The organism is Acetobacter indonesiensis, assembly GCF_000963945.1.
Taxonomy (GTDB): domain Bacteria; phylum Pseudomonadota; class Alphaproteobacteria; order Acetobacterales; family Acetobacteraceae; genus Acetobacter; species Acetobacter indonesiensis.
This window is the reverse complement of record NZ_BAMW01000057.1, coordinates 191,190-204,155: the sequence shown is the minus strand read 5'-3', so window position 1 is coordinate 204,155 and position 12,966 is coordinate 191,190. Positions and strand designations below refer to the sequence as shown.

Here is a 12,966-nt window from a genome sequence, read left to right as displayed (position 1 = left end):
CACCAGCACCAGCACCAGCACCAGCACCAGCACCAGCACCAGCACCAGAAGGAGCAGGCAAGGTGGCGGTTTGTCCAGAAAGCCGTTTAACCAGATCTTCCGGGGACGGCAGGTCGGCCACGTAGCAAAGGCGGATCAACACCATATCTGCCGCTGCGCGCCGGTCTGGGGCAGACTCGACTTCCTGCACACCTTTGACCAACATCTGCCACGCCCGCATCAGAACCGGGACGGGCAGTTTTTCAGCCATATCCATGCCGCGCACGCGTTCCGCCTCCGGCAGATCAGCCGAGTCCCTCAAGCTAGGGACTGCCCGAAGACGAGAGATCGTGTGCACCAGTTCCAGCATATCACCCAGCATCAGGCCGGGGTCAGCCCCACGTGCATGGGCAGCATCAGCCAAGGCAAGGGCCTGATCGGGTCTACCAGTAAACGTGGCATCAAGCAGGTCAAACACCACCTGCCGGTCAGCCAGCCCCAGCATATCACTGACCAGAGCCGCGCCGATTTCCTCATCCGTGCCATCAGGGCCGGTGCCCTGGGCTATGGCCTGATCAAGCAAGGACAGACCATCACGCACGGACCCATCGGCCGCGCGGGCAATCAACGCCAGAGCCTCAGCCGACAAGCGAACGTGTTCTTTTTCCGCAATCCGCGCGAACAAAGCTGACAGATCAGCCTGCGGCACGCGGCGCAAGTCAAACCGCTGACAGCGGGAAAGCACCGTTACGGGCACTTTGCGCAATTCAGTCGTGGCGAAAATGAACGTGACCTGTGCCGGGGGTTCTTCAAGTGTTTTCAACAACGCATTGAATGCGTTGCGAGAGAGCATATGCACTTCGTCAATAATGAAGACCTTCATCCGCCCCTGCATGGGGCGGAAGCGCGTGGCCTCAATAATTTCACGCACATCATCCACACCCGTGCGGGACGCTGCGTCCATTTCCAGCACGTCGGGGTGGCGGTCATTCAGAATGGCAACGCAGTTGGCGCACACGCCGCACGGGTCAGGCGTGGGGCCGCCGTTCCCATCTGGGCCAATACAGTTCAGGGCACGGGCAATAATACGGGCCGTGGTCGTTTTCCCCACCCCGCGCACACCCGTCAGCATAAAGGCATGGGCCACGCGCCCCAACGCAAAGGCGTTGCGCAACGTCCGCACCATGGCTTCCTGACCAATCAGGTCATCAAACGTAGTGGGGCGATATTTACGGGCAAGCACCCGATAAGGCGAACCTGATGTTGGGGGAGCCGAGGGGGCTGGTGCTGGGGGAGCGGCGTCTCCGAACAGACCGGGGCCTTCCATTACAGGATCGGGGAGCCCCTCATCCTGAGAAAGCTGCGCATCGGTCTCATCGGTCATGACTGTTCCGAAAAGTAAGAGTCACGCCCGCAGGATACGGTAATAACCGGGCGGAAAACGGTGGAAAGCCGGACAATGACCCGGACGAAACTTACTGTGGCTGCTTCCTTCCGGACCTGACCTGGTCAACAAGGTGCCCGTCCACCGCCGACTTTCCGCTGACAGGGATAGCACCAAACCCCTGCCCCTGCCAACCCTGCTACTGATATGAGCTTTGACCGCCCTTTCTCTCTTTGCCACAACGCCCTCTGCACGCTAGGACAGAACAACCGGTGCATCCGGCCCGGTAGGTTCCCTGTTGCACAGAGAGTTTGAGCGTGCCCCGATTCAGCCATCCCCTCCTTGTTGCGGCCCTGCTGCTGGCAGCGCTTTCGGCCCCTCTAGTCGCGCAGGCCGATGAGTCGGGCGGGGACTCTGGTGGTGAAGTTCGGAGCAAGGTGCCAAACGCGCAGCTTCAGAAAGAACTGGCCGTGCTGCAATTCAAACCCGAAGCCGCCAGTGAAGCCTGCATCAATTCCCTGAAAGATCTGCACAAAACGCAGGATCAACTGGAAGAAGAGCAGAAACACACCAATGATCAGGATCTGGCCATCGCGCAGGATGTGCTTGAATCCGATTTTGAAAATTCGATTGAAATGTGCGCGCCTGACGTCCGGGCTTTGTGTGAAACACCAAACCCCGACATCAAACTGGCGCAGGCCTGCGAACGTCTGGGCAGCCTGCCTGATGGGCCGTCACCAGAAAACTGATAACCGGTTCTCCTTATCCTCCGGTTAAGTGCTGACAGTCATACGACAACTGGCCGCCTTATTGAAAAAGTTATAGGCTTTCCGAAACGATACCTGCTTTTTTCGTGGTGGTGTTTTTTCTGTGACTGACAGCCCAGCCTCTCTTTCGCCTGCTTTCGTACCGGCCGCATGGTCGGTGCCTGCCGTTCTGGCCGTTGATGGCGGGGGCACCAAAACCGCCGCAGTCCGCGTAGCGCAGGACGGGCAGATTCAGGGCTATTATACAACCAGCGGTAGTAATCCGTTTGATCAGCCAGACTGGCAGCAGATACTGTCTGACCTTGTCCTTCCCCTCAGCACAGGTGTGCAGGCCGCGGCTTTCGGTTTGGCTGGCTATGGTGAAAACCGCGCGCTAGGCCAGACAATCCGCACCCATCTGCACACACTCTGCCCTGATGGCACCCTGAGCCTGAGCCTGAGCAACGATGTTGATATGGCCTGCACCGGCGCTTTTGCCGGTAACGCAGGGGTGCTGCTGCTGTCCGGCACAGGGTCAATGGCATGGGCACATGACGGAAACGGAAACACGGCCCGCGTTGGGGGATGGGGCGGCACCTTCGGGGATGAAGGAAGTGCTTACTGGATAGGTCGCACGGCGCTGCAATTTATCTGTCAGGCACTGGATGGGCGCAAACCGGAGGCTGTCGGGTTTGCACAGGCCGTTTGCACCCATATGGGGTGGCCCACGACAGCCCCCGCCGCCATGGATGCCTTACTGGGCTGGCACGCAGAACAGCCACGGCCACGCTCGGCTGTGGCGCAATGCGCCCGACTTGTTGATGAACTAGCCGAAGCAGGCTGCGTGCAGGCAACAGCCTTGCTGAAAGATGCCGCCGCCCAACTGGCAGCCCATATTCATACAGCCCGCGCCCGTCTGGGCGGAGACACCCTGCCGTGGAGCTACGCTGGCAGCGTGTTCAATAGCCCCCGTATCCGGGCCGAACTTACTGCGTTATGTGGCGCACCCCAGCTTCCCATCCTTGCACCGCTAGGAGGCGGCGTGCTGCGCGCTGCCAGACAGGCGGGCTGGAGCATAGACAGCCAATGGATTGCCACTTTGGCACAAAGCCTGAAAAATCTCCCTTCCAGCCATCCGGTTCACCCGCCGCCGGTCGGGCGGAACAACGCTGCCCTTTCATCAAATGGGGCTGCCTCTGATGTCGGTTGAGAACCAGCCCGCCGCCCTGCAAGACACACACCGTTGCCCTGCTGGCGCTTACGGGTGGACACCCCTGATGCTGACAGCCGGTCTTTTTTTTCTGATCGGGTTTGTCACATGGCTGAACGGACCGTTGATCTCATTCGTCCGGGTGTCCTTTTCTCTTGATGATATAAGCGCTTTTTTTATTCCTCTGGTTTTCTATTTTTCCTATTTCTTCTTTGCTATTCCAGCTTCATGGGTCATTACCCGCACGGGTCTGAAACGCGGCCTTTCCCTTTCTCTTATGGTAATGGCTCTGGGTATGGCTGGCACAGGGCAATTTATTGCCGCCGGGGTGTATGGTGCAGCGTTGGCAGGCTTACTTGTTCTTGGTTGTGGGCTTGCCCTGCTTCAGGTTGCTGTAAACCCTTACGTCAGCTTTCTGGGGCCGGCACAGAAAGCCGCGCAGCGCATTGCCATTATGGGCATCTGCAACAAATTTGCGGGCATACTGGCCCCTATCGTGCTTGCAACCCTTGTCATGGGCGATATTGAGGGCGTTGCACATCAGGCCGCTACCATGACTGACCCGGCCGCCCGCGCCGCATTGTTAGGGCAATTTGTGCAGGCCATTTACTGGCCTTACCTTGGTATGGCTGTGCTGATGCTCCTGACCGCGGGGGCGGTTGCGCTTTCCAGTCTGCCGGATATTCAGCCACCTGACACAGCGTCTCCTCTTTCAACAGACCCTTCATCGCCCCCAACACGGCAGATGCTGCTTTCCCCGCATGTGCTCTGCGGTATTGGGGCAATGTTTCTGTATGTCGGGGTTGAGGTTATGGCAGGCGATGCCATTGGCACATATGCACAGGGTTTTGGTCTTCCCCTGAACCAGACACGCTTTTTTACGGCCCTAACCCTGACAGGTATGCTCGCTGGATATTGTTTGGGTATGGTCTGCACGCCCCGCTTCTGCTCGCAGGAACGCTACACCTTCTATTCCTGCATGGCAGGAGCGGTGCTGAGCCTGCTGGCCTTTATGGCGCATGGCTATAGTGCTGTGTTATGCGTAGCCCTGCTGGGTGTTGCAAATGCCATGATTTTTCCGGGTCTTTTTCCAACAGTTTTGAAAAATACGGGCAAAGCCGCTCCTTTGGTCGCGGCCTGTCTGGTCATGGCATATTGTGGCGGCGGTATTGTTCCCCAGCTTTTTGTCTGGCTGAAAACCCTGTTCGGGTTTCAGGGTGTGTTTACAAGCCTGACCGTAACTGGCTACGCCCTGATTGCCCTGTATATGCGCCGGTCAGCGGTCTAACCCTTAAAGCCCTTACGTCTTAAAATCATAGAGCGTCCTTATGCCCAACCTTAGCGGACACCTTGTTCTCCCGGACCGGATTATTGCCGGCACATTAGAGTTTTCTGAAACCATCACAGCAGTTTCAGAAACAGCGTCGGTGCCTGACCGCTATATTCTGCCGGGATTTATTGACGGGCATGTCCATGGCGGCAATGGGGCAGATACAATGGATGGTGTCAGCGCTATTCATACCCTGTCACGCTTTCATGCCACTCATGGCACGACCACCATTCTGCCAACAACCATTACACGCCCATGGGCCGACGTGATGGATGCGCTTCATGCCGTAGCTGAAGTTGTACGCACGCAAATTCCAAACGGCCCCGTGGTTCATGGCGCGCATCTTGAAGGGCCGTTTGTCAGCCCGCACAAATTGGGCGCGCAGCCACCCTATGCCATTCCCCCCTCAGCAGAACGCGTCAACGAGGCTTTAGCGACAGGATGCGTCAAGGTTGTAACGCTGGCCCCGGAACTTGACCACGCCGAGCAGGCAATGGAGCGCTTCGTGGCTGCGAGTGTGCGTGTCAGCATGGGTCATACCGTTGCAAGCTATGAGCAGACCGAGCACGCAATCTGTCGTGTCTGCGCTGCCGGAGGCATTGCCGGGGCCACACATTTGTTCAACGCCATGGCCCCAATTACAAGCCGCAAACCCGGCCCAGTAACTGCCCTGATGTGTAGCGATGCTTACGCAGAACTGATTTTTGATACGCACCATGTTCACACGGCTACATTCAAACTGGCCCATAAAGTCATGGGAGACAGGCTTCTATTTGTCACCGATGCCATGCGCGCCACAGGGTTGCCAGAAGGCCCAAGTCAGCTTGGTGGGCAGGATGTCATTGTGAAAGATGGTGCTGTCCGCCTGCCAGATGGCAGTCTGGCCGGAAGCGTACTGACGCTGGATGTTGCCCTACGCAATGCCCTGCAAACCGGCACCCCTTTGGTCAAGGCGGCGGCACTCCTCAGCACAAATCCTGCTGCCTATCTGGGGTTGACTGATCGCGGCACGCTGGAGGCCGGAAAACGCGCCGATTATGTCGTGATGGACAGCACGTTCATGGTGCAGGAAGTCTGGGTTGGTGGCCAGCGCATTCACTGATGTCCCACCACACTAATCATAAGACGGGCCGCCTAAACTGAGTTATCGCAGTCTTGTGAAACAGTTTATCAAAATTTGCGTTATTTTAACCTTACAGGGTCTGGATTTTTCCCATCCAGGCCTCTTCATCCGTATCGCTCTTGCCCATTACAACAAACAGCGTGTGCGGGGTATACTCCCACTTAACCGCACAGGATCCCCTACAAAATCGCAAAGAGTGGTCGCGCATTTTAGAGAAGGAGAAAAGCCATGGACTTTCGTCGTCTGGGTAAAACCGACCTGAAGATTGCCCCTATCGTTTTCGGTGGGAATGTTTTTGGCTGGACCATTGATGAAAAAACCAGCTTTTCCATTCTGGACGCCTTTGTGGATTACGGTTTTAACGCCATTGATACGGCCGATGTGTATTCGCTCTGGAGTCCGGGCAATACAGGCGGTGAATCAGAAACCATTATTGGCAACTGGCTGAAAGAGAACCCCAACAAGCGCGATCAGGTGCTTATTTTTACCAAGGTCGGGGCAGACCTCGGCAAGCCGGGAGAAAAAGGTCTTTCCGCACGCTGGATCTTGGAAGCCGTTGAACGCTCACTCAAACGGTTGGGTATTGAGCGCATTGATTTATATTTCTCCCATTGGCCAGATGCCGAAACGCCTTACGAAGAAACATTGGGTGCTTATGAAAAACTCCTAAAGGCCGGGAAAATCCGCGCTATCGGAGCCTCCAATCTGGACGCCCAGCAACTTGGCACAGCGCTGGATGTCGCTAAAACCCATTCTCTGCCACGTTATGATGTCTTGCAGCCCGAATATAACCTCTACGATCGCGCCAGCTATGATGGCCCACTGCGTGATCTCTGCCTGCAAAATGATATTGGTGTTGTCACCTACTACAGCCTTGCTTCGGGCTTTCTGAGTGGAAAATACCGATCAGAAGCTGATCTGACGCAAAGCACACGCGGAAAAGGGATTGTAAAATATCTTGATGCCCGTGGCGTAAGCATTTTGTCAGCCCTTGACCACGTTGCCCAGCGTCATGACGCGACACAGGCTGAAATTGCCCTTGCGTGGTTAATTGCCCGCAAAGGGGTTACGGCCCCCATTGCCAGCGCCACACGCCGTGAGCATGTGGCCAGCTTTGCAAAAGCCGCAACACTTGTGTTGAATCCTGAAGATATCACAGAACTTGATACAGCCAGCGCGGTGTAACGCACATGGGGGGAGAGGGGGAGGCGTATAACACCCCCGATTCCCTCCGCTGGATTTCAAGCTTTTACACCCGTAAAATATTCTAAAAAGGGGGCGCTATAACCCCCTTTCGCGTTCTCTTTCTTAAAGTGAGGAACTGCTGAACGTATTGCACTGGTTAACGTCACCGGTTTGAAGACCGCGGCGGAACCATTGCACACGTTGCGCGGATGACCCGTGGGTAAAGCTGTCAGGCACCACATAGCCCTGCGCCTGTTTCTGTAACCGGTCATCTCCAACGGCGGCAGCGGCGTTCATTCCTTCCTCAATATCACCATTCTGAAGAATACTTTTGGCGTCATTGGCGCGTTTTGCCCAGACACCGGCAAAGCAGTCTGCCTGCAATTCTATTCTTACAGACGTGCCGCCTTCCCCAGTTTGGGACAGGCCGGATTTCTGATTTTCAACTTGCTGCATGATGCCCAGTTCGTTTTGAACATGATGCCCAATTTCATGTGCGACGACGTATGCCTTGGCAAAGTCACCTCCGGCCCCAAGACGGCCCTGCAATTCCTGAAAAAAGGCCAGATCGAGATAAACTTTATGGTCCGCAGGGCAATAGAACGGACCAACGGCTGTCTGGGCGTACCCACACCCTGAATGCACACTGCCCGTAAACAGCACCAGACGCGGGTCATGATAAGTGCGGCCCATCTGCTGAAAATACGTTGTCCACACATCTTCTGTGGAGGCCAGAACACGGGAAATAAATTGTTTCTGGGCATCATTTCCCGCAGGTGCCCCCTGTTGCTGTGCAACCGTTGGGCCTGAACTGGTGGTCATTGACCCACCACCCTCCAGCAGGTTCATGACCAGACGCGGGTCCACCCCAAAATACAACGCACCGAGAACAAGAACCAAGCCACCAATACTGCCAATACGAATAGGCGAACGCCCGCCACCCCCACCACTGGAACCCCGACGGTCTTCAATATTGGAGCTTTCCCGTTCATCATCCAGACGCATGGTTCTTATCCTGTTCTGTGCGCAGTAAAACGCTGCATATCATGTCTTTAAGGGCGTCTGTTACTGCTTTTGTGCGGCAGGAATAAGTAGAAAACAGCTCAGATGGTTCCTGCACCCAGCACTCCTGCTTTTTATTTCAGAAAAACGTCAGGGCAGAGCTTTCCTCCATCACAGTCCATTCAAGCCCCCAAACCCGATACAATAAAAAAAGCGCAGGGTCGTAAACCCTGCGCTTTGTCATTCTTTATAGAAACCGTCTTTTAGTCTGGCAGACGCAAAATGGCCTCAAGCCCTTCATGGCACCCCAGAACGGCAGCTTTCTCTTTAGGGGTTAACTGCCGTTCCGCCGCGCCAAGTGTTGGCGCTTCCTGCACTTTGACCAGCCCAACCAGTCTGTCTGCGTTGATAGGATCACCCGCTTTCCGCGCTGGCGGCAGCATAGCGGCATGGGCCGCCAGTAAACCACCATCAGCCCGCAAAGCCCGCAAGGCATCGTCAGGCAGTTTGGGGGACTCGTCACTTTCCAGTGCCTGTTCGGTCTTTTGCAGCACATCGGGGGGGAAGGTTTCTTCCGGCACCAGCAGCAATCCCGCCTTACGCAGGTTTTGCCCGGCTGCCCGGCTGCTTGTCAGCGCCACCAGCGGAATAGAAAACACCAAACCCAGCAGCACAGGCGTCATCCAGAAAAACAGGGATGGTGAAACAACCCATGCCCCAATACCCAGAACCAACCCGAACAGGGTAAATTTGGCATATTGCTGCACCACAACCTTCAGTGGGAATCCACCATCATCGCGACGCTGCGTGTTCCAGCCAGAGTCATGCCCCGACAGAATGGACACCACACCAGAGGTCTGGATCAGCATAGCGATAGGGGCAATCAATCCACCAATCAGGGTTTCAGCCAGCACGGAACCAGCCGCCCTGATAGCCCCCCCACACCCTTTGCAGGTAGCCCGGTCAAACAGTAACGCGATATAAGCCAACAGTTTGGGGGCCAACAGAATGACCATGGTGCCAATGAACACATATTTTGCCTGTACAGGGTCAACATGCGGCCAATGCGGATAGAGGGTTTTGGTATCACCAAAATATTCAGGCCGCTCAAAATGAGCCTGAAGCGAGATCAGAATACCGGTCAGCAGAAACACCAGCCAAAGCGGGGAGGTCACATACGCCCCAATGCCCACAATCATGTGCATGCGGCTGACCCAGTGAAGGCCTTTGGTCGGCAGCACCTTTACGTGCTGAAGATTCCCCTGACACCAGCGCCGGTCACGAATGGCAACATCCGTTAAGGACGGAGGGCTTTCCTCATATGATCCGTCAAGCGCGGGCACCATGTGAATGGCCCAGCCGCCGCGCCGCATCAGTGCGGCTTCAACAAAGTCATGACTAAGGATATGGCCACCAAAAGGGGGCCGACCCGGCACATGCGGCAGCCCAGCCTGTCCGGCAAAGGCACGGGTGCGAATAATCGCGTTATGGCCCCAATAATTGCCTTCTGACCCGTGCCACCAGGCGATACCATGCGCAATAATCGGCCCATATACGCGCCCGGCAAATTGCTGCATGCGGGCAAACAGCGTGGTGCCACCCACAATAACGGGCAATGTCTGAATCAGACCCACAGTCGGATGCCGCTCCATGGCACCGGCCATACGCACCAGCGTGTCACCAGACATAACGGAGTCCGCATCCAGCGTGACCATCTGATCATAGGCCCCACCAAAGCGGCGTACCCACTCACCCACGTTGCCAGCTTTACGCTCGACGTTGTTATGCCGGCGACGGTAGAAAATATTGTTGTGGCCACCAGTCTGCTCACGCAGTGCCAGAAAGGCGGCTTCTTCCTCAATCCAGACATCCGGGTTGGTTGTGTCTGACAGAATGAAGATATCAAAGGCGCCCATCTGCCCGGTTTCACGCAGGCTCAGGTAAATAGCCTTCAAGCCCGCCATAACCCGATGTGGCGATTCGTTATACGTTGGCAACAGGAGTGCTGTGCGGCTGCGCAGTTGGGGCAGGGGGCCGGAGCGCGTAATCCCCAACCCCAAGCCACCCCGCGTCACCAGAGACACAAACCCGGCCACAGCCGACGTAAAAGCCAGTGCAATCCACATAAACAGCAGAACAAACAGCACCAGCATGACCAAACCGAGCGTTGATACGCCGTTGGCGTCCAACACTTTATGGGTACGCCACGCCCCGTACACGGTCAGGGCAAAAGCCGACCCAAGAACTGCCAGCCGACGTAGGGCAACGGTCTGTGGCGACGTGACAGGAATACGCGGCCGCCCTTCAAAATCAGGGGCTGCGTGTAAATCCTGCACGGGCATGACCAGCGGCGCTTCTGGCGGCAAGGCCTGAAACGAAGCTGTTTCCTGAGCGGGCGTCATGCTCAGGGTGTCCAACGATACAACCATTCTTCTGAAACAGGTCCGTTATCTGAAGCCAGAACACAGCGGAGTTCTGCCAGTTTTTCATCCCCAGGCACAAATTCAAACGTAGTGCGCCACCCATTGATGTTGGGGTTGGGTTCAACAACAACATTCCGGATGGTGCCGACGGATGCCTGAGGCACCAGATGAAAGTGCGTATCCTTGGGCAGGTGATCGAACGGTGACCCCATGAAATCAATGGCAAAGAAGCGAGCGTTTTTGTCATCAACCACGGAACCCACGCGCGTCGCACCTATGCGCGCCAGAGAGGTAGGGAACGGGTTATCCCAGCCCCAGTACATGCGGTACGTGAAGCTATATTCCTTGCCCGCAGCCAACGGAGTCTTGGGCCGCCAGAAGGAAACAATATTGTCATTCACTTCATTGGGTGTCGGAATTTCGACCAGATCAACCCAGCCCTCGCCCCAGTCACCAATGGGTTCAATCCATAGGGACGGGCGTTTTTCGTAATTCAGCGCCAGATCTTCAAAATCGCGGAAGTTTCTGCGGCGCTGCATCAGCCCGAAACCGCGGGGCGAGACATCGTTGAAGGCCGAAAACTGAAGGTCAAGCGGGTTCCGCAGGGGGCGGAAAAGCTGCTGACCACTGCCGGTCCACATTTGCAGGGCTTCGCTGTCATGCGCAGCCGGACGCCAGTCATCCACATGGTTATGGTCATTGGCATCAAAATAGAACATGCCGGTCAGCGGTGCGATACCGGACTGGCTGATCTTGGTGCGCGGGAACAAGGTGGACTGAACGTCAAACACCGTTGTGTCACCCGGGCGGATGGTAAAACGGAATGCCCCCGCCACGGACGGGCTATCCAGCAGCGCGTGGATAACAATTGACTGCACATTCGGCTGCGGCTTTTCCAGCCAGAACGCACGGAAAAGCGCGAATTCCTCACCCTTCGGGTCACCCGTGCCATCAGCAAAGCCACGGGCCGACAGACCATAATTCTGGCCTTTCCCTACGGCTCGGAAGTAAGACGCGCCTAAAAAGACGCAGAATTCTTCCATAACATTCGGAGTGTTTATGGCTGTCCGCAGACGCAGGCCCGCAAACCCCAAATCATCCGTTACCTGTAGGGATGGGTCACCGTAAGAAAAGAGGTCTGGCGTGTAGGGCACAGCCGCTGCCTGACCGTCTTTAACTTCGTAAATTTCGATGCGCGGGCGATACAGAAAGCCGCGAGGAAAGAATTCCGCATCAAAGGCCAGATTTTCACCATGCCACAGGGCTTTTTCTTCCCGATAGGCAATGCTGCGGAACTGATCAAAATTCAGATTATCAATTGCTTTGGGCAGAGATTGGTCCGGGGCCTTGTAAGGCGCGCTTGCCAACTGTTTGGCAATCTGACGCACCGTACCATCATCAAACGCTCCGGTTGCACCATTCAGCCCTTCAGCCCGCGCTTTGCTGACCACACCGCTGGCCAGAGACGCAAGGGTTGCCCCTGCGCCAACCTTCATTAAATCACGTCGCTGAATAGATGATGACACACCAATCTCCCGCATTCCGTTATTGGACGGCATAATGTATTTTCTTTTTTGACATGTTTGCTTCTGTCATGCGGCTTTTTAAGGGCATTCGGCCCCCGCTGGCGCAAGAAGCGCCTCTAGCCGGTCAAGATCTGCCGCAGTCGCCTGTGCTGCTTCCTGCTCTATGTCGCGATAAAGCTTAACAAGCGCTTCACCCGTTTCGGTCAGAAATGCACCGCCCCCGCCACCCGGCCGCGTCGCAACAACCGGCGTTTTGAACAGATGGTTCAGACTATCCACCAGCAACCATGTGCGCCGGTAAGACATGCCCATGGCGCGCCCCGCCGCCGAAATAGAGCCTGTTTCCGCCAGTTTTTCGAGCAGACGAATTTTTCCGTGGCCCAAGGCAGCCTTGCCATCCGCATCCACACGCAGGGTTAAACGCATTCGGTCGGACATCAGTCAACCCGCTTCCGTTGTCGGCCGTTTTGCGTGATACGTTGAGGCTTCATACTTTACTCTTAACCCGGGTTCTGACTATGGCAATTCTGTCATGATACCAGCTTTTGCAGATACCATCTGGCGTCCCATGATGCCAGCCGATCTTGCGGCCACCATTGCGCTGGCAGCCACGGTTCACGCCGACTACCCTGAAGATGACGAAATTTTCATGGAAAGGCTGACCCTTGCCCCAGAAGGATGCTGGGTTCTTGATGGGTTATCGGGGCTAGCTGGCTATCTGATCAGCCACCCATGGAAGGGGTGCCTTACCCCCCGCCTGAACTGCCTGCTCGGCACACTGCCCAGCCCGGCAGATCGCTGGTATATTCATGATCTGGCTTTGGCTGAAAGCACGCGAGGGCAGGGGTTGGCGCAAAAAGCTATTGCGGTGGTTGACCGCGTTGCGCGAAACCACGCTGTACCCATCATCAGCCTGACATCAACCCGCTACGCCTTATCCTTCTGGCAGAAGCAGGGATTTGTGACCGAAGCCGTATCGGCTGAAGAGCAGGCCGTTCTGGCCTCTTACGATGAAGAAGCCAGTTTTCTCAGTCGCCCCGTGCGGGGCGACTGAGCTG

The 12,966-nt window shown here is 56.1% G+C and carries 11 protein-coding genes and 1 other RNA gene; 6 read left to right on the top strand and 6 right to left on the bottom strand.

Annotated features, from left to right (window positions below; all coding sequences use genetic code 11):
* Positions 1 to 1,363, bottom strand: a 1,363-nt coding sequence (locus tag Abin_RS13295; RefSeq protein WP_048847738.1) for a DNA polymerase III subunit gamma/tau, incomplete at its 3' end; no start/stop codon positions are given.
* A gap of 59 nt (positions 1,364 to 1,422) precedes the next feature.
* An RNA gene (gene ffs / locus Abin_RS13290) (signal recognition particle sRNA small type) lies at positions 1,423 to 1,520 on the bottom strand.
* A 160-nt stretch (positions 1,521 to 1,680) separates the two neighbouring features.
* Here ffs and Abin_RS13285 point away from each other — a divergent pair.
* The 5 genes from Abin_RS13285 (at position 1,681) to Abin_RS13265 (ending at position 6,957) form a co-directional block, all read left to right on the top strand.
* Entirely contained in the window at positions 1,681 to 2,112 is a 432-nt protein-coding gene (locus tag Abin_RS13285) for a hypothetical protein (RefSeq protein ID WP_052948231.1), read from the top strand.
* 121 nt (positions 2,113 to 2,233) lie between these two features.
* Positions 2,234 to 3,319, top strand: coding sequence for a BadF/BadG/BcrA/BcrD ATPase family protein (locus Abin_RS13280; protein ID WP_255319299.1), 1,086 nt, complete (start codon positions 2,234 to 2,236; stop codon positions 3,317 to 3,319).
* The gene (gluP, locus tag Abin_RS13275; RefSeq protein ID WP_048847734.1) at positions 3,309 to 4,607 is read left to right on the top strand and encodes a glucose/galactose MFS transporter; all 1,299 of its coding nucleotides are present in this window, start codon (positions 3,309 to 3,311) and stop codon (positions 4,605 to 4,607) included. The genes Abin_RS13280 and gluP overlap by 11 nt, the downstream gene beginning before the upstream one ends.
* Positions 4,608 to 4,647: 40 nt before the next feature.
* The gene (gene nagA / locus Abin_RS13270) at positions 4,648 to 5,751 is read left to right on the top strand and encodes an N-acetylglucosamine-6-phosphate deacetylase (RefSeq protein ID WP_048847655.1); all 1,104 of its coding nucleotides are present in this window, start codon (positions 4,648 to 4,650) and stop codon (positions 5,749 to 5,751) included.
* Positions 5,752 to 6,000: 249 nt separating this feature from the next.
* Complete coding sequence (locus Abin_RS13265) at positions 6,001 to 6,957, top strand: aldo/keto reductase (RefSeq protein WP_048847653.1); 957 nt, start codon at positions 6,001 to 6,003, stop codon at positions 6,955 to 6,957.
* Positions 6,958 to 7,080: 123 nt separating this feature from the next.
* Here the strand turns inward: Abin_RS13265 and ypfJ are convergent, their stop codons facing one another.
* From ypfJ to Abin_RS13245, 4 genes are all read right to left on the bottom strand, one after another.
* On the bottom strand, positions 7,081 to 7,962 hold the full coding sequence (gene ypfJ, locus Abin_RS13260) for a KPN_02809 family neutral zinc metallopeptidase (RefSeq protein ID WP_048847651.1): 882 nt from the start codon (positions 7,960 to 7,962) through the stop codon (positions 7,081 to 7,083).
* A 260-nt stretch (positions 7,963 to 8,222) separates the two neighbouring features.
* Entirely contained in the window at positions 8,223 to 10,361 is a 2,139-nt protein-coding gene (gene mdoH, locus Abin_RS13255) for a glucans biosynthesis glucosyltransferase MdoH (protein WP_255319298.1), read from the bottom strand.
* Positions 10,362 to 10,363: 2 nt separating this feature from the next.
* Complete coding sequence (locus tag Abin_RS13250; RefSeq protein ID WP_086612308.1) at positions 10,364 to 11,908, bottom strand: glucan biosynthesis protein; 1,545 nt, start codon at positions 11,906 to 11,908, stop codon at positions 10,364 to 10,366.
* 78 nt (positions 11,909 to 11,986) lie between these two features.
* Positions 11,987 to 12,346: a winged helix-turn-helix domain-containing protein gene (locus tag Abin_RS13245; RefSeq protein ID WP_048847647.1), complete on the bottom strand. Its 360-nt coding sequence runs from the start codon at positions 12,344 to 12,346 to the stop codon at positions 11,987 to 11,989.
* 94 nt (positions 12,347 to 12,440) lie between these two features.
* Here Abin_RS13245 and Abin_RS13240 point away from each other — a divergent pair, with 94 nt between their 5' ends.
* A complete protein-coding gene (locus tag Abin_RS13240; protein WP_048847645.1) occupies positions 12,441 to 12,962 on the top strand; it encodes a GNAT family N-acetyltransferase in 522 nt (173 codons plus the stop codon).
* Positions 12,963 to 12,966: the final 4 nt, after the last annotated feature.